The organism is Brevibacillus sp. NRS-1366 (genome assembly GCF_050467985.1).
The window spans coordinates 479890-499398 of sequence record NZ_JBITPN010000022.1; the positions used below are offsets into that span (position 1 = coordinate 479890).

Annotated in this window: 22 protein-coding genes; 1 reads left to right on the forward strand and 21 read right to left on the reverse strand. The window is 44.1% G+C overall.

Annotation, left to right across the window (positions count from 1 at the left end):
• Positions 1-39: 39 nt before the first annotated feature.
• The 7 genes from ACIFQN_RS19030 to ACIFQN_RS19060 form a co-directional block, all read right to left on the reverse strand.
• Entirely contained in the window at positions 40-1098 is a 1059-nt protein-coding gene (locus ACIFQN_RS19030; RefSeq protein WP_429834593.1) for a hypothetical protein, read from the reverse strand.
• Positions 1099-1138: 40 nt separating this feature from the next.
• On the reverse strand, positions 1139-2032 hold the full coding sequence (locus tag ACIFQN_RS19035) for an AlbA family DNA-binding domain-containing protein (protein WP_429834594.1): 894 nt from the start codon (positions 2030-2032) through the stop codon (positions 1139-1141).
• Between the two features lie 174 nt (positions 2033-2206).
• The gene (locus tag ACIFQN_RS19040; protein WP_429834595.1) at positions 2207-2542 is read right to left on the reverse strand and encodes an SCP2 sterol-binding domain-containing protein; all 336 of its coding nucleotides are present in this window, start codon (positions 2540-2542) and stop codon (positions 2207-2209) included.
• 138 nt (positions 2543-2680) lie between these two features.
• The gene (locus tag ACIFQN_RS19045; RefSeq protein WP_429834596.1) at positions 2681-2995 is read right to left on the reverse strand and encodes a YbjQ family protein; all 315 of its coding nucleotides are present in this window, start codon (positions 2993-2995) and stop codon (positions 2681-2683) included.
• A 155-nt stretch (positions 2996-3150) separates the two neighbouring features.
• Positions 3151-3963: a diguanylate cyclase domain-containing protein gene (locus ACIFQN_RS19050; RefSeq protein WP_429834597.1), complete on the reverse strand. Its 813-nt coding sequence runs from the start codon at positions 3961-3963 to the stop codon at positions 3151-3153.
• Entirely contained in the window at positions 3960-4316 is a 357-nt protein-coding gene (locus tag ACIFQN_RS19055; protein WP_429834598.1) for a hypothetical protein, read from the reverse strand. Before ACIFQN_RS19055 ends, ACIFQN_RS19050 begins: the two co-directional genes overlap by 4 nt.
• A 30-nt stretch (positions 4317-4346) precedes the next feature.
• On the reverse strand, positions 4347-5069 hold the full coding sequence (locus tag ACIFQN_RS19060) for an EAL domain-containing protein (RefSeq protein WP_429834599.1): 723 nt from the start codon (positions 5067-5069) through the stop codon (positions 4347-4349).
• A 461-nt stretch (positions 5070-5530) separates the two neighbouring features.
• Here ACIFQN_RS19060 and ACIFQN_RS19065 point away from each other — a divergent pair, with 461 nt between their 5' ends.
• Complete coding sequence (locus ACIFQN_RS19065) at positions 5531-5839, forward strand: protease inhibitor I42 family protein (RefSeq protein ID WP_429834600.1); 309 nt, start codon at positions 5531-5533, stop codon at positions 5837-5839.
• Positions 5840-5860: 21 nt separating this feature from the next.
• Here ACIFQN_RS19065 and ACIFQN_RS19070 read toward each other — a convergent pair whose 3' ends face one another.
• The 14 genes from ACIFQN_RS19070 to rplS all read right to left on the reverse strand — a co-directional run bounded on the left by ACIFQN_RS19070 (position 5861) and on the right by rplS (position 19484).
• Positions 5861-7402, reverse strand: a complete 1542-nt coding sequence (locus ACIFQN_RS19070; protein WP_429834601.1) for a YifB family Mg chelatase-like AAA ATPase — start codon at positions 7400-7402, stop codon at positions 5861-5863.
• A 196-nt stretch (positions 7403-7598) separates the two neighbouring features.
• Positions 7599-9410: a hypothetical protein gene (locus tag ACIFQN_RS19075; RefSeq protein ID WP_429834602.1), complete on the reverse strand. Its 1812-nt coding sequence runs from the start codon at positions 9408-9410 to the stop codon at positions 7599-7601.
• A 430-nt stretch (positions 9411-9840) separates the two neighbouring features.
• Positions 9841-9945, reverse strand: coding sequence for an RNA 2'-phosphotransferase (locus ACIFQN_RS19080; protein WP_429834603.1), 105 nt, complete (start codon positions 9943-9945; stop codon positions 9841-9843).
• Between the two features lies 1 nt (position 9946).
• Entirely contained in the window at positions 9947-10603 is a 657-nt protein-coding gene (locus ACIFQN_RS19085; RefSeq protein ID WP_429834604.1) for a hypothetical protein, read from the reverse strand.
• A gap of 97 nt (positions 10604-10700) precedes the next feature.
• Positions 10701-10895 (reverse strand): DUF4177 domain-containing protein, encoded by a 195-nt coding sequence (locus tag ACIFQN_RS19090; protein ID WP_429834605.1) that lies wholly within the window; start codon positions 10893-10895, stop codon positions 10701-10703.
• A gap of 37 nt (positions 10896-10932) precedes the next feature.
• Positions 10933-11388 carry a signal peptidase II gene (gene lspA / locus ACIFQN_RS19095; RefSeq protein ID WP_429834606.1) on the reverse strand — a complete coding sequence of 152 codons (456 nt, stop codon included), beginning with the start codon at positions 11386-11388 and terminating at the stop codon, positions 10933-10935.
• 157 nt (positions 11389-11545) lie between these two features.
• Complete coding sequence (locus ACIFQN_RS19100) at positions 11546-13636, reverse strand: Ig-like domain-containing protein (RefSeq protein WP_429834607.1); 2091 nt, start codon at positions 13634-13636, stop codon at positions 11546-11548.
• 320 nt (positions 13637-13956) lie between these two features.
• Positions 13957-14328, reverse strand: a complete 372-nt coding sequence (locus ACIFQN_RS19105) for a YraN family protein (RefSeq protein WP_429834608.1) — start codon at positions 14326-14328, stop codon at positions 13957-13959.
• Positions 14328-14618 (reverse strand): EscU/YscU/HrcU family type III secretion system export apparatus switch protein, encoded by a 291-nt coding sequence (locus ACIFQN_RS19110; protein WP_429834609.1) that lies wholly within the window; start codon positions 14616-14618, stop codon positions 14328-14330. Before ACIFQN_RS19110 ends, ACIFQN_RS19105 begins: the two co-directional genes overlap by 1 nt.
• Positions 14615-16483: a hypothetical protein gene (locus ACIFQN_RS19115; RefSeq protein WP_429834610.1), complete on the reverse strand. Its 1869-nt coding sequence runs from the start codon at positions 16481-16483 to the stop codon at positions 14615-14617. Before ACIFQN_RS19115 ends, ACIFQN_RS19110 begins: the two co-directional genes overlap by 4 nt.
• A gap of 40 nt (positions 16484-16523) precedes the next feature.
• On the reverse strand, positions 16524-17300 hold the full coding sequence (locus ACIFQN_RS19120; protein ID WP_429834611.1) for a ribonuclease HII: 777 nt from the start codon (positions 17298-17300) through the stop codon (positions 16524-16526).
• Positions 17301-17427: 127 nt separating this feature from the next.
• Positions 17428-18321, reverse strand: a complete 894-nt coding sequence (ylqF, locus tag ACIFQN_RS19125) for a ribosome biogenesis GTPase YlqF (RefSeq protein ID WP_429834612.1) — start codon at positions 18319-18321, stop codon at positions 17428-17430.
• Positions 18322-18356: 35 nt separating this feature from the next.
• Complete coding sequence (gene lepB / locus ACIFQN_RS19130) at positions 18357-18920, reverse strand: signal peptidase I (RefSeq protein WP_429834613.1); 564 nt, start codon at positions 18918-18920, stop codon at positions 18357-18359.
• A 216-nt stretch (positions 18921-19136) separates the two neighbouring features.
• Positions 19137-19484: a 50S ribosomal protein L19 gene (rplS, locus tag ACIFQN_RS19135; RefSeq protein WP_049738740.1), complete on the reverse strand. Its 348-nt coding sequence runs from the start codon at positions 19482-19484 to the stop codon at positions 19137-19139.
• Positions 19485-19509 lie beyond the last annotated feature (25 nt).

Sequence of the window (19509 nt, forward strand, 5' to 3'; positions counted from 1 at the left end):
ATCCTGACCATTCATGTCAAACTTCATAAGGTAAAACACTTACATTCGCAGATTTTCAAACAACTTCCACACATTTTGGTCTAGTTCACTATGAGCGTACCATGATTGATCCAGCTTAAAATAACGAGGATAAAAGACGATTGACCGCTCTGTTCCATTCACCAGAAAATGCAGTTGGAATTGTTCTGTTCCTGGAGATGGAGGAGCTTCTTTCATGAGGACTCCTGTTTGTAGTAAGCGAACGATTTGATGAGCAGTTCCTTGCTCAACCGTTGTTTGGGTCACATCCAGTTCCCGCTTTTCTACAGCCATTTCTCCAGTTTTTTCCACCCGAATTCGTGTGGCTTTAAACAGCGGATCAAGGGGTCGCTCTTCTTTCTCTCCCGGCGGCAGCCATTCGGTCAAACGAGAGAACAGTTTTCCATCTACATGAAAGTTGTGTTTCTCCCGGCCAAAGGGTACAGATATCAACGTAGGTGTTAAGACTGTTACCTCAAGTGGCCTTTGCGCTGAGCCCATTCGCAATTTGTAGTACGGAAACAGGGTGTATTGCTTGTTGTTCTTATCGGTTTCAGGAATTGCTGTCGCGAGCACTTTGCTAATGTAAGCCACCTCTGGCTCTCCTAATGCACTGGATCTGGAAAGATCTTCTGCTGACAAAAGAACACTGTCGAACTTTTGGGCAAGCAGTCCTTTTCCGGTTTGTTTATGAACCCACTGATAAAAATAAATGGCACCATTCCCGCGATATGTACTTTCTCCAAACTGGCTTGCTTTTTCACCCACCGTAACGACGAGGGGCGCTAGCTGCTTTCGATACAAAACGAGCGTAAAACGCACGTCTTCTTGTTTGAGCGGCTCAGTTGATAATTGCAAGTCATTTCCCTGAGTAGGCAATTCTTTGAGGAAAACAGGCAGATCCAGTGCCACCTCCTGCCCATCTGTGGACATGACCGTCACCTTTTCAACCGCACCCAGCTCGGTCTCTATACGGTCTCTCATATCGGTCTCGGTAACCTTGCTTCCTTGTGCACATCCAGTCATTACCATGCTTGCCACCAAAACACTAAGCAGATAGGCACGTAAAGACGATTTCATGCAGCAACCTCCTTCGTGTATGCAATCCTGTACGATTATGCTACAGAAGCCCCAATCGACGGCTGATTTCACTGCCCAGTTTTCGTTTTACGTAGATTTCTCCAATTTGATGAGGGTCCCGGACTACGACCGAGCGATTGTTTGTACGAATTACTACGTACTTTTCTCCGTTCTTGTCCAGTCCACAAATCAATTCGGAAGCAACCTCTACAAAGATGGCAACAACATATTTACCCTGTACCCTTAGTAAGGAAATTTTGGGAAAAGGCGTAAGAAATGGCGTCATTTTGTCTTGTATATACTGCGTAATCGCTAAAATATACTTATCCGGATCGCCGTAATGCTCCACTTCATGATCCACGCCGCAAATATGTCCTTCGTCTGTAATGCCTAGAAACAAATTGCCGTTGTTTGAATTCGCAAATGCCACGATCGACTTGATAATTCCACTCTTGGATAACAAAAAGTCGCGTTTGAATTCAATCATGTCGTTCTCACCAAGCTGTGTAGCAACAAGTGGGTCATCGACACGACCGAGGTAACGAAACCTGCTGATCGCTCCCAAGCGGTAGACGTATTCTTCAAAGATGTCTGCCGGGAGGGAGATGTCCTCCAAAATGGCATCGGTATTTTGCCATAATTTGTACGTTTGCGGGGCAAAACACATATCAAACAGCACATTGCTTCCCAGAGATCGGATATTCATACCAATTGCAGCAGGCTGAGCAGCAATCGGTTGGTAAGGCGTATCACTCTCTACTTCCAATACTCCCGAAAGAAGTAAATAATCAAAATAGTGCCGGGGCAGGGTAACCCTTTGTTTTAAAAGTTCGCGGTCCGGTTTAGACCTTTTGATCTCTTGGTAAAAGTCAAAACGCACAGATTGTTCTTCCAGTTGGGTAACGACAGCTACAAATGAACAAATATGGCGCATGATTCCCCTCGTTCTTTTAGTTTGATGACTTGTCATTCATTGGTCATATTTTAACGCAACCCTTTAGGAATTGACCAGTTATTTCTAAATAAGCATGGATGACATGGAAAAACCAACCATTTGATTCAGGAATTCGTTTCAGAGCTTCCATCTCTTCTTCAATTCCTAGAGAACCTATATTTGATAGGTATGGAGGACAGTTTGAAGCTTGATAGAGAGTCCTATGTCCCCTTTTATTTTCATTTTTCCAGTAATGATAGAGACTGCCGGATTTAGTTTACCTTCCAACCATTGAATCAAATCAGTGCCTGACAGTTCCAAGGAGCATTTAGCCTCTCGGGTAATTCCCTTTTGAAACGATGCCTGATTATTAGCGAACTCAACTTGATAATCCCCTCCATCGTTACCATCCAGGTAGAAGTGGTACACAGCATGAAATCCATCTATACCATGGGGATTCTTATTTATTTTCGCAGTAAATGCGGATAAGGCTTTTTCAACGACAGACACGAATATTCCCTACTTTCACACTGCAAGAATACGCAAAGGAAGGATTGCAAATGACCAAGATACAAGCGTTGGCTACGCCCTACTTTTGAAGGAATTCAATCTGTGATGGAAAAAAAAGAAAGCCGGTCAAATCCCGGCTCATTTCACACGTACAGCAGTGCCTGTTGCAATAACCATCATCATGCCTTCGCGCAAGGTTTCAAAATCCAGATCGACGCCAACAACGGCATTTGCTCCTAAACTCCGGGCTTTTTCTTTCATTTCACGGATAGCCATTTCTCGCCCTTCGGCTAGCTTGCTCTCGTAAGAACCGCTTCTTCCCCCGATGATATCTGTGATTCCGGCAAGAAAATCACGCACAACGTTTGCTCCCATAATGACTTCTCCGCTGACGATATCTAAATAGGCTTCAATCTCTTTTCCTTGCAATGTGTTTGTAGTCGTAACAATCATCCGACAGCCTCCTTTTATTCAGGTTCCTTTTTTTCTTATGTATTACGATTGAACAAGAAACTGGTTGCACCTAACCTCGGAATTATGCCCTATCATTCTCAACGAAAAGTTTATGCAAGAAGACGAATCGCTATTCCCCGACTGTTTTTTTCTACTTATGACGGTAGCGTTGAATAATCACTTTGCAATTTAGCTGCCGATGATTCCAAGCTGGCTTTCGCCATCAGATCCCGCAAGGTGTGCGTAAAAAAATAAGGGTCTTCATATCCATTCACATGACCAACTGCAGCAGAAATCCTGACGTGGTGAATGTTTGTTGGTTGCGTAATTAAGGCTATTCCCTTTTTGACTTGTTCCACTTCTGCTGTGGAGATCAGGACAAACTCATCTCCAGCATATCGGCATAGATGGGCACCTTGCTCTGAAGCAAAGGAAGAGAGCACAGAGGAATATTTTCGAATGACATCGTCTCCAAATGGGTGTCCGTACAGCTTATTAATTTGTCCAAAATCGTTTAGATCAATGAAAAGCAAATGAAACGGCTTTTGTTCCTTCAAGAGCTGCTCACCAATAAACTGAATGTATGGTGCTTCATATAATCCTGTCAACGGATCAATATATTCCGCAATTTTCATACGTATGTCTTCCTTTGTTATCAATCCGATTAACTGATCTCCATCCATAATGAGCGCAACTTCTCGATTTTTTTCCTGCAAAAAGCTGTGTGCCTCCCACACATTTTGATAAGCCGACATACGACTTGGCTGCAGACTCATCGCATCTGCTACAATCCGATTGGGATGAGCCGACAGTACATCGCGGGAAGTCACGACACCCAAAATCTCTCCGTGATCCATGACAACTAACCATCGAGTATTGCATTCATTCATCCGCTCCGCCGCATGAGAGACACTTTTGCCAGAGGTAATGGTGCTTATCGTCGTTGTCATGATTTCGGAGATGTTCATAACAAATCCACCTCTCGTTGGACCGAAACGGCAATTTTCAGTTCAGATCGCAGCACCATAGAATCGCTAATCATGCGTTCTGCTTCCTCCAGCACAATCTTCATCAGCAGTTTTTCATCCAGCATTTGCAAAAGAGTATTTCGCAAAAGAACCGCCTCAATTTTGGGGTGATCCATTTTTAACAAGGTGAACTGCTCGGGAGAAAGGGCTTCAGCCATTCTTCTTACTGCTTCTGGCCCAATAGGAGCCTTTTTCCCGACGATCAGCATGTCTTGCATGGGAGGAACTTCAAACTCCGATATTTTAAGAGAAAGGGTAGCCTTTCTGGAATAGACGTTTTTATCACTGCTCATATGTATACCTCCACATTCTACACTTGTTTCTTAATCGTCCAGCAAGCTGCCTGGCTTCCCAAACAAATATCCCTGACCGATTACGACACCAAGCAAAGAAGCACATACAAAATCCTCTTCTTCTTCAACTCCTTCGAGAATGAGTTGAGAATCATTTTGGCAAAAGTCTACGAAAAGCTTTACGGTTTTTTGCTTATCCCGCGAAGTAGACAACTCTTGGGAAAAAAATCTGTCAATTTTTATGTAATCGGGTGAGATATCTACGATTTTCCTAAAGGTGTTTACTCCTTCGCCTACATCATCAAGTGCAATCAAAAAACCTCTTTCTTTTAAATCTGCAATTCTCTCTTTGAAGACAGGGTCGTGCCATACCTCCCCTTCCATGATGGACTCGTTTATTTCCAGCACGATTTGGCTCAGGAACGGATGAAACGACTGGGTGATTTCTTGAATAAAGAACGGAAACGATTTTCCCGTAATTGTCGATGGAAATATGTTGACAAACAAAAGATCCTCTCGTTGAATAGTTGCCGAAGGAAAAAAAGTAGAAAGAGCATAATGCAGGGATTGCGTGTCGAGCTCTGGTAATTTCCTCCGTTTCTTTGCCAGTTGAAACAAGGTTTCTGGATCTATTTCTGCCTTACTACGCAGTAATACTTCATACCCGATTCTCTTTCTTTCGGGAAGATGGAAAATGGGTTGAAAGGCGTGGTAGTATTCTTTCTTTTCAAACAGTTCCGCAATGCTCTCCATCAGTTTTCCTTTCCCTTTCTTAGCAATTGATGAACACAAAGAAAAAGCTTCTCCCAATCGAGAGGAGCACCTTATAGTCGCCTGCTCCTTGGAGAGTGCTGGAAATTGACCAACACGCGATTAACAAAGAATTACCATTCTAGTCCTCTTTTTGTTTTTCTTTCACTTGTTTTTTAGGTAAAAAAGATCATTCAAGAGCAGTTTTCATTCGACACTATATGTCTTTATCCCTATTCATTCGCTAATATTTCTTAAAATCCTTTCCAAATCATACTAAATATCGATAAAAAAATGGCAGTTTCCCCATTTACTACATCTTTTGTTTACTGTCATATAATTCAAAATTATTATATACTTCAATGAAATTACCCGTATATTTGTCATAACCCAATTCGGAACGCTACATATAGTAAAAGTGTGCATTTCAGAAAGCGAAAGCACGCTAGAAAGGACGAAGATAGTTGGCCAATATCTCTACCTACGCCATCCGCACAGCTGCGGGTCATTCTTTTTCCTTGTCGCTCGACGCAAATCCAAGTAACGGGTACCAATGGGGGCTCTCCAATCCACTAGACTCGCGGTATCTCGAACTCATATCCAGTCATTATGCACCTCTATCCGCACCTTCACGAATTGGTCAAGGTGGACATCAAATATTCACCTTCCATCCGTTGAGGGCCGGAATGACCTCCATTGCCTTCAAGTATTGCCGTCCATGGGATGACAGCGACTGCGGTCAGTTTACGTTTTATGTTGTCACCATTACGTAATTTTCTATGTAGCTATCAAGGTCAAAAGGAGATAGCTCGATCCAAAGCGCGATAACGGATTGCCTCGGCTACATGTGCAGCCTCAATCCCTTCTGCTCCCTCCAGATCAGCGATGGTTCTCGCTACCTTCACAATTCTGTCGTACGCTCGAGCACTTAATCCCAGTGTTTCAAAAGCGAGTTGCAGCATTTCCTGCCCCTCCTTGTCCAAACGGGCAAAGCAGCGCAGCTCTTCTCCACTCATTCCACTATTAAACGGGTAGCTTGTGCGCTGGCTGTACCGCGCCAATTGGATGCTCCGGGCTTGTTCTACGCGCTGCTGAATGGTCTTGGACGATTCCTCCGCTGTGCGCTTGTGCAGCAGATGTACAGGGACACGCGGTACTTCCAGATGTAAATCGATGCGATCCAGCAATGGCCCGGAGAGCTTGGACCGGTATTTCTGAATCTGCTGTGGTGTACACGAGCATGCTTGTTGGTCGCGGGCTGCGAAAAATCCGCAGGGACACGGATTGCATGACCCTATTAGGAGAAAACGAGCAGGAAAAGTAAATACCCGCTTGGCCCTCCCAATCGTCACGACCCCCGCTTCTAGAGGCTGACGCAGCACTTCCAGCACATGCCGTGAAAACTCTGGCATCTCATCTAAAAAGAGGATGCCACCATGAGACAAGCTGCACTCGCCTGGTCGAGGGATTTGTGTTCCTCCCCCTATTAGCGCAGTCGCTGTAATCGTATGGTGCGGAGAACGAAATGGCCGCTCCTCGATAAGTCCGCCTGCCCGCGTCAAATGTCCCGCGATGCTGTAGATTTTCGTCACCTCGTACGATTCATCCATCGTCATTTGCGGCATTATGCCCGGTAAGCACGTCGCGAGTAATGTTTTTCCCGAGCCAGGAGGGCCGACTAAAATCACGTTGTGGAAGCCGGCAGCGGCTATCTCTAACCCGCGCTTTACAAAGTGCTGGCCGTATACATCGGTAAAATCTGCAGTGTTCCCCTGCTTTATTTGATTGTTAGAGTTAATCTGTCTCACCTCGTTATTACGGTCAACGGTAAGTCCGTTGCTCCAATAATGAACAGCCTCCCGCATTGTTACGGCTGGCAAGACAATGATATCGACGAGCTGGGCTTCGGCTGCATTTTGTTCAGGCAGGATTACGTGGGTAAATCCATTCCTTTTTGCCTCAAGTAAAATGGGGAGCACGCCAGTTACGGGACGCAGGGAGCCATCTAGCGCTAATTCACCTAAAATGAGAATTTGTTCTGAGCGAGGGGTGATTTGCTTTGAAGCAAGGAGGATTCCAAAAGCAATCGCGAGGTCAAACCCTGAGCCTTCCTTACGCTGGTCGGCAGGGGCCAGGTTGACAGTGATTCGCTGCATGGGATAGTCAAAGCCTGCATTTCGCAAGGCTGCACGTACGCGGTCTCGGGCTTCTTTTACAGCAGAACCCCCCAGTCCGACCAAATCGAACTGAGGCAGTCCGTTGGCGATATCCGTTTCTACGGTAACCACCATTCCATCTATACCATGTACGGTGCCGGAATAACTGGATGCAAACATGTTCTCTCCCCCTCTTTCTTCTAAGGTAGGAAAAGATAGAGGGGGTGGGCAAGTTTATTGTGGGGGGTTACCTTCTGAATCACTTAGGTTTTGGTAGTACAGTAAATCAGAAGGTTCATTCTTGGTTATGAACAGTAGGCAGTTATTTATAAAATCTGTATTAGATTCATAACTAAACTCTCATCCTTAAAATTTTCTAATGCCTTGCCAATCGAAGTACTTCAGAAATCTTTTTTCTTTCCAAAAAGGGATTTATCCTTTTAAACAAATATCCAATTTGGTGATCTGATAAAGTTATTATTCCATTTTCCAAAGTTTCTAACATGCCTCTAAGCGTATAATCAAGCCTTGCAGCATATATTACACTTTCTTCAATAGTAGTTATATATTCAGTAATACTAGTCAGTATCTGAGTCTTTGAGTTTCCATTTACAATGCTTCTTAAATTACCGGCAATATACTGATATTGGTTAGATCCCATCTGCGATAGGCCAATTAATAAATGTAATGCTTCATATAACCCAACCAACTCGTCTTTAGAATATAAGTCTTCATTCAATAAACACGCATAATATGATTGCAGTTCCGATATTCTCTCCTTTAACTTTTGGTAGTTATCTTTTTTTTCTGACACATTATTAAAATTGTAGATAACAGTATTAAGATCGAAGCTTGCTTTAAAATTATCAAAACTAGGATTTATTCTCCGGATTAAGAAACTTTTCTGACTAGATTTTATATGACTTTTGTAATAAATAAGGTATGGAATAAATTCTTTAGTCAACCAATTATATGCTTCCTCAGGCCCCCACTTCTTTTTAGGCGAGTATTCTTCTAAATTTTTTTCAGTATTTGAGAAAAATATGTCTGTCCAAACTATCCATACCATACCGTAGCCTTTTCTAACTTGGAAGGCGCTTCCTTCTTGTTCTGGAATTAAAAAAGCGTGATATCCTGGTTCATAAAATGAATGATTAGTTTTACTAAATACTTTTATTTGATTACCATTCGAGTCAAAAATATTCCACTCTGAGTTACCACTCTCATAATCAAATTCGCTACAAAACGCCATCATTTCTTCCCATAATTCTACACTAACACCCAAAAGACGTTGTCCATTGTTTACCGCTTCAGAAGGTCTAAAAATTTCAGGTTTTAATTTTTCTTGAATTATCATTAATTGTTTTAGATAATTCTTTGCAAAGTCATCAATTATCTCACATAATTGTTCTACCTCAATAGATTTTAAGGGCAACCTAACATTTCCCAATTGGACAAAATAATTGTCATTATAGCTTTCTAAAAAATTTCTCAAACCATATTTCTTATCTGTATTTATTCCTGAAAAGAGTATAGAAAGTATTTGATCGTGATTTAAACTGATCATACAATCTCTAATTCTCAAGCTTTTAAATAGAATTTGACAGCTACCTGTTTTATTTGGGTATTTTGGTATAAAACCACTTAGGGATACGTTAGGCAAGGTTTTTTTATATCCATACTGTTTTCCAAAATCCCATATTTCATTCTCTTTCTCAAAAGTTGTTTCACCGGTTAACGTATCATATATATCTGCTATATCAATATGATTATTGAGATTCTCTAGTTGCATAGCAATTTTTGTTATATCTACATCGCCTTTGAACTGATTGCGTAAGCTACTAATTCTTTCAATAATCTTTGGTGCCATTTTCATCGTTGCATCTAGCATATTTGATGTAATCGAGTCCGTATACATTAAAGTTCCTTTATCACGATTATTGGTACCTCTGCTTGGCACTAAATTTCGCAAACAATCTTTATGAAAATTATTAGGTAAGTTAAATTTCTCGAAAATGTATCTTAATTCTTCTTCATTCTCTTTCTTAAACAGATCTTGCGGAATTATATGATCTAATTCCATTTCTCTATATTTCAATGGCTCTTTGTCATGAAAACATATTCCCCCATGCTCATAATAAATCGCTGCACGAACATATGAATTGTATCTATCCACTCGACTGTACATTAAATAATACTCCTTACTTTTGCAGGATTATAGAAATCTTTGCTTAATCAAACTCACCTTTAAAATACTTCAAACCACTTCAAGAACAAACTTAAGTACCGGTAGGCTAATCCCTCAGCAAGGTTTCTCAAGATTATCCACACCTTATCCTAATACATGAGAATTGCTTATGCACTTACCCATTCTTCTATAATACAAACCTGAAATTTTCTAAAAAAGTAATCTTTCATCAAAAACGAACACTTCTATTTTAGACCAAGTACTTTTTAGATCTGATAATGATTTTACTTACTAACCGATATATACTTCTTATCCACCTGATCTGCCAACCAAACCATTTCATTCCCGTGATAAAATTTGACTCCCTCATCCCACGCTCTTTTCGCATCTATCTTGAGTATTACCGGTTGCTCGTGTAACAATAAAGAACTTATTCGATTTCTACCCACCCGTATTCATCTAACTCCAGCTCATACTCATGTGGTGCATGACGCAAAGCATATGAAAGTTCCTTGCTCAGTTTTTGATAGTCCATTTTATTGCTCACCTCTTACATCAATATCTGCTCTCCATTCCCCTATCCAAACGTCCCCTTCTCCTACCTTGTAATACTTATCTACACCATAACTCAGCTCCATCATTCCTTCGCTGTACGAGCGCCTAATTAACGCGTCAACCTCATTTGCGGTCATTAAGCCTAAACGAATATCTTCCTCTAATTCAGATAGCCAGTAGGTTGAGGCATCCTTGTGGAGCTTCCATTCAAATCTACCTGTGATTTCTTCCCCCGCAAAAAAATGGCTGGGGAACTTTTTGCTCTGTAAGTCGCGATCGAATAAACTCTCATAGTATTGAATTTGTTCTTTTATGGCTACCACGATTTGAGACTGTGTAAAAGAAGGATGGTAAAGCCATATTTTCAGATAAAATGGTTCATTCAAATCTCGTAATTTTTCATGCCAAGAGCAATAAATTTCTACCATCGCTTTAAAAATGATCCGTGTCAGCCACTGTGGTGGATTCCGTCTCACTAATCGGTACCAAGGATCGATCCAGAGCTTTACGTAGTCTTTGTGATCAACCAACAGGGTATCAAGATCGAGACCGATACACCGCTTCTTCCAATCCTCGACCTCTCGGATTCTCCTTTTCCACCCGCGGACTTTTTTCTTATTTGACTCTGGATTCGCCAACTGTGCACTCACCTTTTCTTCAATGCTTATCTTTTTACATGGGCATACCCCTGTATTAGGCGCGCCCTAGTGGAAGCCTACTTTCACCTATTCCAACTCATTTTCTTCTCTTTAAAACAGTGACCACATCGCGAGAAGCTCCTTGGGATTGACTTGTATCAAAACATGAGATCAGTTCCCAACCTTGCTCGCCCATTTTGTTAAGCATGGCCTCAAACTCATTTGTATCAAGCTTCCCTCCAAAAAACCCTCCTGTTTGGAACTTGATTGTTCTATACTCCCACTTTTCCATTTGAATTCTCCTTTTTATCTGTACTTAAATAGAGGTCTTACACCTTTCTCTGTCTGAATCGCCCAACATAGCCAAACAATAAATCCAAAAACAAAAGAACTACCCCAATATTTATCGCATGATCAGCCAGGTTCAGAATGCCATTCCCCGAAGAGGAGACCAGAAAGTCGGTTACACGCCCAAAGAGGATGCGATCAATGGCATTTCCGATAGCTCCTCCTACGAAAAATCCTAGACTCACTTCCACCAATAACCGCTTTTGTTCTGCCTTTTTTCGATAGTAGAGAACTCCCATGACAAACAAGACCGCCACTACCGCAAACAATCGTGCATAGCCTTGGAATAAGCTAAAGGCCATGCCCGCATTTTCATAATGGGTCAATTGAAATCCCCATAGATCGGTCGTCTTCCCAACAGGAAGGTAGAGGCGAATCATATATTTCGATAGCTGATCTACGAATACAACCAGAGTGGATATGAGATAAAAAATCATATGTTGACCTTCTTTCAAGTAGAGTACATGACTACTTTCCCCACTTTACTCTGGTGCTACGATTTTTGCCATCTCCAAACTCTTTTGCATTACGTACAACATTTAAAAAGAAGCCCACTGAATCAACAACGATTGACCCAGTGAGCTTCAGCCTTCTTTATTTTACGGTAACTTTAATTTTCACTTTTTCCCCTTTGTATTCAGCGGTAATCGTTGCAGTTCCTTTTGCTTTCCCTTTAACAACACCGCGATTTACGGTTGCAACAGACGATTTAGACGTTGTCCAGGTTGCCTTGCTGTTAGAGATGGATTTATTATTGTATGTTAAACCAATGGTCTCTGTATCGCCTTTTTTGATGCTAATGCTCGTATCATCTGCTTCCAGTGAATCAGAGCCAGAGCCATCTGTATCTACATTAACCTCAATTTCTACTTCTCCCCCCTTGTACTTGGCGGTGATGGTCGCAGTGCCTTTTGCCTTGGCTGTAACTTCTCCGCTGCTGCTCACTGTCGCGACGGAAGATTTGGAGGTGCTCCAGGAAGCCTTCGTTCCGGAGAGCGAGCTGCCATCATAGGTCAATTTAATTGTTGCCTTATCGCCCTTATCCAATGACAATTTGGTCTTTGATGCTTCCAACGTGTCAGAAGAGCCAGTCGTATCGACGTTGACTTCGATTTTAACACTTTCCGATTTGTACGAAGCAGTGATCGTAGCGGTACCTTTTGCTTTTGCAGTAATGACGCCATCATCGTCTACAGTTGCAACGGAGGATTTGGACGTTTTCCAGGTTGCTTTTGAGCCTGAGATGCTTCTGCCATCATACTTTAATTTGATAGTTTCTTTTTTCCCTTTTTTAAGATTTACCTTCGTTTCGTCAGCTTCCAGCATTTTGGAATTTTTCTCTTCAACCTTTACTTCAATTTCTACTTTTTCGTCTTTGTACTCGGCCTTGATTGTCGCCGTTCCTTCGCCTTTAGCAGTAATTACTCCATCCGTTACCGTAGCCACTGCAGCTTTCGAGGTATTCCATGTAGCTTTTGATCCTGCAAGTTTTGATCCATCATAGAATAAGGTTACCGTTTCTTTCTCGCCTTTTCTCATCGAGATTTCCGAATCGACTACTGCTAGCTTTTTGGAATCTTTGTCATCAACTTTTACTTCAATTTCAACCTCGTAACCTTTGTACTCTGCCGTGATTGTCGCCGTTCCTTTGCCTTTGGCAGTAATCACTCCATCCGTTACCGTAGCCACTGCAGCTTTCGACGTATTCCATGTAGCTTTTGATCCTGCAAGTTTTGATCCATCATAGAATAAGGTTACCGTTTCTTTCTCGCCTTTTCTCATCGAGATTTCCGAATCGACTACTGCTAGCTTTTGGGAATCTTTGTCATCAACTTTTACTTCAATTTCAACCTCGTAACCTTTGTACTCTGCCGTGATTGTCGCCGTTCCTTTGCCTTTGGCAGTGATCACTCCATCATTTACAGTAGCCACTGCAGCTTTTGACGTATTCCATATAGCTTTCGATCCTGTAAGTTTTGATCCGTCATAGAATAAGGTTATCGTTTCTTTCTCGCCTTTTTTCATGGAAATTTCCGTATCGACTACGTCTAACTTTCCTGACGCGTTGCTGTCTACGTTCACTGTAACTCTCACCGTTTGCCCATTGTATCTAGCCGTAATGACTGCAGTACCCGCAGATTTGCCAGTAACTACACCATTTTTGACGGTAGCCACATCGGTATTTGAAGTAGTCCATGTTGCACTGGTCCCTGAAATACTTTTGTTGTTGTATTTCAACGTAATTGTTTTTTCATTTCCTTTTTTCAGAGAAATAGTACTGCTATTTGCCTCGAGAATATCCACTTTTGTAACGTTGAGCAGAATATAGACCTCTTCATCGTTATAGGAAGCAGTAATGATGACTGTTCCCGATCTTTTACCTAAGATTCCTCCATTTTTAACAGCGGCAATGGAGGAATTTGTTACGCTCCAATCTACCTTTGCATTATCGAGTGTCCGGCCGTTATAAGTAAGCTCGATTGTATATGTATCTCCAGGTGAGACAGTTATCACAGGTTTATCAGCTTGAAGTTTCTCTGAATAAGCCTTTGCTACAGCACTGTAAGTAGTTGCTGAATTCACTGTCTGTGCTGAAGCCATGCCTGTAAGAGAAAACTGTACGGAGCAAATAGTCGCAATTGCAATGGCGACATTTTTCATCATTTTGTTTTTCGTCTGTTTCATATTTACCTCCAAGTGGATTCCTATACTTTATTTGACGAATGAACTGGAAAAATGTCACATGAAAAAGACGCTTTTTTTGAAAAACATTTGTTTTTTTATTTATCAAATGTTTTCTAGATATTTGATCTGATAAAAAAAAAGCCTTCCAGCAACCATGCTGGAGGGCAAATGTTGATGCTTGGAGGAGTTTCATCGCGTCGAGTACAGTACATCATACGCCGGGTGCAAGGCGGTTGCTGTAGACATATCCCCAATAAACAGATGGTCTAGAGCCCTTTTTTAGGAAAGGCGTTATTTTTTCAGCTTACGCAATTGACGGACTAAAATGCCTGCTCGATGTGCTGGATTTGCAGCTGTTCTTTCAAAGCGCCCTGATTGGAACATTCAATTGCGATCACATCAAATCGAAAGGATGGAACATACCCCGTCGTCGTTTGCAAATACTCCATGGCGAGCTCACGCAGCTTTTGTCTTTTTCTCCATGTAATTGACTCGGCCGCGGTGCCAAAAGTGTGACTGCTTCTTGTCCGAACTTCTACGAACACCAGCGAAGTCCCGTCCATTGCGATTATATCAATCTCCCCACGTTTCGTGCGAGCATTGCGTTCGACTATGCGATACCCCTTTTGCTCCAGAAATGCCTCAGCCATCTCTTCTCCCTTTTGCCCAAGAATCCGGCGGCGATCCTTCATCACCGGTCACCCCCTACTTTGTCCAAGCGATAGACGAAAGCAAGAATTTCGGCGACCACCTGATACAGCTCAGGAGGAATTTGCTGATTTAAGTCCAATTTCCCAAGGACTTCCACGAGCGACGGATCTTCCTGGACCGGAATATGATGTTCCTTTGCTGTCTTGAGAATGTTTTCGGCGACGTAGCCTTTCCCCTTAGCCACAACTTTAGGAGCATCCATAGTCCCTGCTTGATATTTGAGGGCCACTGCCTGTATTCGTTTATTCTCTGGAGTAAAGGATTGACTCATACGCGCAGATCCACTCCTTTGTAATCCGAGAGAGCGGCACGCTTTGCTCCCGCTTGGCCTGACATCCGACTACGCTCATCAGGAACGGGCTGAATGCGCATTGCTGACAGGTGGTAACCGACTTCCTGAAGCTGTACAGAAAAACTGTCCTTCATCCCTGACACTAGCGATTCCACCCACTTGGTATCATTGAAGATCTGGAGATTGACAATGCGATTTACGATACTTACGTCAATCATCGTCGTCCCCATCGATTGCAGCTCCAAATGGAAAAACAAGCGGCAGTTCTCCGCGTCCACCTGCCCACCATCTTTTTTCTTGGATTCGATCTGTACAAAGGCTGTATCCTCACCCTGTTCAGAGCGTATCGGGATCTGCAGAACGATCTGGGACAATGCCTGACTGGGAGGTTGAAGCATCATGAGCTGCTGGCCCGTGACTTGCTGCAGCATCTGATCTGCCGCCTCTCGCAGTGCAGTCGGGACAGTTTGAGGTGGGGCTTGGGTGATTTGCAGGAGCAATGATTTGACGGATTCCATTTGTTTATGAACACCTGCATCAAGCGAGCCACCGGACAGGGTCTGTCCCATGATGTTGCGTTCATGCCCAACTCCCAGCTGACGAAACAGTTCCGCAATTGGATTAGAGGGCGCTGACGCGGAAGCCGTCGTTTGAACATTTGCTGGAGCGGATGAATTTGCTTTCACAGGGACGTCAACGATTGATTTTTCTGACTCTCCCCTCGTCAATGAAACACCCCGCTGTGGCTGCGGTTGCCCGCCATTTGGAATGACGATGATGGACTGACTCGCCCCCTCCTGTACAACCATTCCCCTACTGTTCATGATTTGTCCACTTGCGGTACCTACGCTCTGATTTCCAATTCCAGTACTCGGCTGGCTCCCATTACTTTGTGCCACTTCCTTTTGCACAACGGCTCCATCTGCTGTCGTTTTTAGCAGGCTGATCTGTTCACCAGCCAACATCTGTTTCGCAGAGGAATCCGTACCCTTCGCTTGGGTCATTGCGGCGGGAGCTTGTTGTAGACTTCCTGTACCAGTCGTTGTTGCTATCTGTCCAGCAGAAGGACTGGCAGCCGGCTTATTCGAACCAGCTTGGAGCGACGCATCTGCCTCTGCTAACGTACCTTCCCCAGCAACTGTCATCGGTAGAGCAGCCAGCTTTTCCTTCAATTGACCTACTACCTGACGCAGATCCAGATGGGACGAATTAGTCTGGTCTTGGCGGGCAGCTTGTCCCATCGGCATGGGTGCTGCTGTGTCCGCTTCTAAAAAAAGCGAGGCTTGTTGTTGAAATTGCTGCATCACTTGGCCGATTGGTTTTGCAGACAAAAAAGCTTTGAGCCCTGAAATGGTATCGTGAGTCAGGGGGAGATTTCGTTTCGCTGCCAGCATGAATGCCTCAATCGTAGCATCATCCATTCCCTGTCGCTGCGCTACCGCAGAAAACGCTTGTACCGTTTCCTTGTTCACTGGCAAATTAGCATGCAGCAGAGCAGAAACAATGGCTCTACTCTCTTTGCTCTCCGGAAGCCCCAGAGAACGCATCAAGCCCTCCAGCGTCGCCTCTTTCCCGGCCCCTGTAGATGCAGTTTCCAAAACCTTCAAGGTAACGACGTCTGCAGTTGGTTGCACTTGCAGCCACGCTTTTTGCCCCGGCTCCAGGTTTGCTTCCATTTTAGCCTGGACCTGCATCCCGCCGATTTGCACCAGCGCCATGTTGTCCGGATATTGCTTGATGACTGTGCCTTTAAACACCTGGCCAGGGGTGAGTTCCACCGGCTTTGGAGTCGAAATGGGTGATCGCTGCACTACTGATTGTATCAATTGCGAGGGGGAAAACATGGGAAACCTCCTCCTTCACGTTGAGAGTATACCGCAGGAATTAAGCCTGTTCTTTTACACCGGTAAAAGTCATGCGATGAATCGGCGTTGGTCCGAAGCGAGCGATGGCAGCCAGATGCTCAGCCGTACCGTAGCCTGCATGCTTTTCAAATCCATACTCTGGATACTCATTCGCGTATTCTGCCATCATCCGGTCCCGCGTTACCTTGGCGACAATGGAGGCTGCAGCAATCGATATACTTTTTGCATCACCGCCAATAATCGGAACCTGCTCACAAATAAGACCGTCGATTTGGACGGCGTCAATCAGACATGCATCTGGAACGAAGCCTGCATTGTCAATAGCACACTTCATCGCCTCTTTGGTTGCCTGCAGGATATTGATTGCGTCAATTCTCGCAGCATCGACGATTCCTATTCCTACCGCTTGTGCATCCCGCATGATTACCTCATAAAAAGCTTCCCGTGTAGCAACCGGAACTTTTTTGGAATCATTTAATCCGGGTAAGTAAAAATCTTCTGGAAGGCATACGGCACATGCCACAACAGGCCCAGCCAATGGGCCTCTGCCTACTTCATCCACTCCAAACAGGTGAACGTGACCTCTGGCACGGAGCGTTCGTTCAAAGTGCGTCATTTCCGTCCACATCGCGGCAAGCTTTTCCTGTCGAGCAATAGCCGCCTCCATCTGGCGAGCCAAAGCTTGGACACCTGCCCGCTGATCCTCTTTTAACGATTGTAAAAAATCTTTGGGTACTTCGTCCATTTTTTCGATCGCCATCCGTATTTCTTTTATCGACAGTTCGGACAAATTCATTGACTCATTTCTCCTTCAGTTATGTATCGAAACTTTTTCAATCCTGGCTCAAGGACAGCGGCAGTCAATCAAAAAAAAACCGCCTACCGGATTGTCGATAGACAGGTTTTTTACGGGCTCACTGCACTCATTCAGGGAAGGATACAGGTTTTCCGATCGGCTCTTCCATTTCCCAGTCAATCGGTCGCTCTAATGATACCGTCCCCAGCTTGCCAGAGCGCAGTTCACGTAGGAAGATTTCGGCCGCCTTATCATAATCAATATTTCCGCCTGAAATGAGGCATCCTCGCTTCTTGCCGATCTCCTCGAGCATCGTGATTCGATCCTCGGGCAGTTCTTTCATCTTGAATCGTTCCAGCAAGCGTTCCGGATAATAATGCATCATGTAACTGATGACGAACAGAGCAACCTCAGAGAAGTCGATCAGTTCATCTTTAATCGCCCCGCTGGCCGCGAGTCTGAGGCCTACCATTTGGTCTTCGAATTTGGGCCACAAAATTCCCGGGGTGTCCAAAAGCTCCAGTGTATCGCCCATCTTCACCCATTGCTGCGCTTTGGTTACGGCAGGACGGTCACCAGTCTGTGCTACAGCGCGCTTGGACAGCCGGTTAATCAATGAGGACTTGCCCACATTTGGAATACCGAGAATCATGATGCGAATCGCCCGTCCTTGCATCCCTCGCTCGGTTCGTTTCGCCAACATCTCAGCCGCTTGCTCTTTGCACAGCTCAGGAAGCTTGTTCACACCTTTACCGCTTAATGCATCAATCGGCAATGTGCGAATGCCCAGCTTGCGGAAATACGCAATCCATTCGTCAGTCGCTTTTTCATCAGCCAAGTCGGCTTTGTTTAGTAAAATTAATCGGGGTTTATCGCTGACAATCTCATCAATCATCGGATTTCGGCTGGACAACGGAAGACGTGCATCCAAAAGCTCGATGACCACGTCAATCAGTTTCAGCTTTTCCGTTACTTGTCGGCGTGCCTTTGCCATATGGCCAGGAAACCATTGGATCGCCATGATGTCTCACCTACCTTGGAGCTATGCTAGTAAACTTATCGAGTCATACGGATATCTCCGATCGGCCAGAATGTAAATTCCGCCCGCCCAACAACGGTACTTGTAGCAACAGGCCCTATTGCCCGGCTGTCGTGACTGTTGAGTCGATTATCTCCCATAACAAAAATGTGTCCGGCTGGTATTTGAACCGGCGGGAAATCATTGGTGAAAAATGGCTCACCCTGTAATTTCGCTTGTTCTTTATGTTGTGCAAGATAAGGCTCTTCTACCAATTTTCCGTTTACCAGAAGCTGATCGTTCTTTACCTCGACCGTATCTCCAGCAACCGCAATTACTCGTTTAATATAATCGCGTGTCTGCTCGGCGTGGAACACAATGATATCTCCTGGCTGCGGGTCTTGCAAATAGTAAATAGCCTTATTCACGACTAATTTTTCACTGTTATGTAAAGTGGTTTCCATTGATTCGCCCTCTACAATAAAGGGAGCGAACAGGAACGTACGGATCAGAAACGCTAGTACAATCGCTATTCCGAGCGCCTTTAACCATTCCCATAGCTCGTTCTTCTTGGCGCGGCTGGAGGTAACTTCTTCGCTCATGTTTTAAGATCCTCCTATGCAAGCTCGTCCATTCTGAAAAAATCCACTAACGATGCCAGCTCAGGGAGGCGTGACACAAGTTTAGTGGGAGAATTTTAGCGAATAGTAGAAAACGTGGCTACGTCAACCATGTGAGCGTAGCCTTAGCTGCAAGCAAAATGGAAAAAAGAGGCCTGGCTAGCAGACCAGTCCCCTTTCTCATGCGTTATGAAACGCTTATCGACGAATTTCTTTAATACGAGCTGCTTTACCTACGCGATCGCGCAGATAGTACAGTTTCGCACGACGTACTTTACCATGACGCACGATTTCGATCTTGTCGATCTTAGGCGTGTGCACTGGGAATGTACGCTCAACACCTACTCCGTAAGAAATCTTACGAGCAGTGAAAGTTTCGCTGACACCTGTACCACGACGGCGGATTACTACGCCTTCGAACAGCTGAATACGCTCACGCTGACCCTCGATAACCTTAACGTGTACACGAACGGTGTCACCAGGTCGGAACGCAGGAATGTCCTGTTTCAATTGCTCTTTTTCCAATTCACGGATTACTTGGTTCATTTGAATTCCCTCCTTCCGATCAGAC

Coding starts and splice junctions, on each gene's coding strand:
- ACIFQN_RS19030 (WP_429834593.1), bottom strand. CDS start 1,098: ATGAAATCGTCTTTACGTGCCTATCTGCTTAGTGTTTTGGTGGCAAGC.
- ACIFQN_RS19035 (WP_429834594.1), bottom strand. CDS start 2,032: ATGCGCCATATTTGTTCATTTGTAGCTGTCGTTACCCAACTGGAAGAA.
- ACIFQN_RS19045 (WP_429834596.1), bottom strand. CDS start 2,995: ATGATTGTTACGACTACAAACACATTGCAAGGAAAAGAGATTGAAGCC.
- ACIFQN_RS19050 (WP_429834597.1), bottom strand. CDS start 3,963: ATGAACATCTCCGAAATCATGACAACGACGATAAGCACCATTACCTCT.
- ACIFQN_RS19055 (WP_429834598.1), bottom strand. CDS start 4,316: ATGAGCAGTGATAAAAACGTCTATTCCAGAAAGGCTACCCTTTCTCTT.
- ACIFQN_RS19060 (WP_429834599.1), bottom strand. CDS start 5,069: ATGGAGAGCATTGCGGAACTGTTTGAAAAGAAAGAATACTACCACGCC.
- ACIFQN_RS19070 (WP_429834601.1), bottom strand. CDS start 7,402: ATGTTTGCATCCAGTTATTCCGGCACCGTACATGGTATAGATGGAATG.
- ACIFQN_RS19075 (WP_429834602.1), bottom strand. CDS start 9,410: ATGTACAGTCGAGTGGATAGATACAATTCATATGTTCGTGCAGCGATT.
- ACIFQN_RS19080 (WP_429834603.1), bottom strand. CDS start 9,945: ATGGACTATCAAAAACTGAGCAAGGAACTTTCATATGCTTTGCGTCAT.
- ACIFQN_RS19090 (WP_429834605.1), bottom strand. CDS start 10,895: ATGGAAAAGTGGGAGTATAGAACAATCAAGTTCCAAACAGGAGGGTTT.
- lspA (WP_429834606.1), bottom strand. CDS start 11,388: ATGATTTTTTATCTCATATCCACTCTGGTTGTATTCGTAGATCAGCTA.
- ACIFQN_RS19100 (WP_429834607.1), bottom strand. CDS start 13,636: ATGAAACAGACGAAAAACAAAATGATGAAAAATGTCGCCATTGCAATT.
- ACIFQN_RS19105 (WP_429834608.1), bottom strand. CDS start 14,328: ATGAAGGATCGCCGCCGGATTCTTGGGCAAAAGGGAGAAGAGATGGCT.
- ACIFQN_RS19110 (WP_429834609.1), bottom strand. CDS start 14,618: ATGAGTCAATCCTTTACTCCAGAGAATAAACGAATACAGGCAGTGGCC.
- ACIFQN_RS19115 (WP_429834610.1), bottom strand. CDS start 16,483: ATGTTTTCCCCCTCGCAATTGATACAATCAGTAGTGCAGCGATCACCC.
- ACIFQN_RS19120 (WP_429834611.1), bottom strand. CDS start 17,300: ATGAATTTGTCCGAACTGTCGATAAAAGAAATACGGATGGCGATCGAA.
- ylqF (WP_429834612.1), bottom strand. CDS start 18,321: ATGGCGATCCAATGGTTTCCTGGCCATATGGCAAAGGCACGCCGACAA.
- lepB (WP_429834613.1), bottom strand. CDS start 18,920: ATGAGCGAAGAAGTTACCTCCAGCCGCGCCAAGAAGAACGAGCTATGG.
- rplS (WP_049738740.1), bottom strand. CDS start 19,484: ATGAACCAAGTAATCCGTGAATTGGAAAAAGAGCAATTGAAACAGGAC.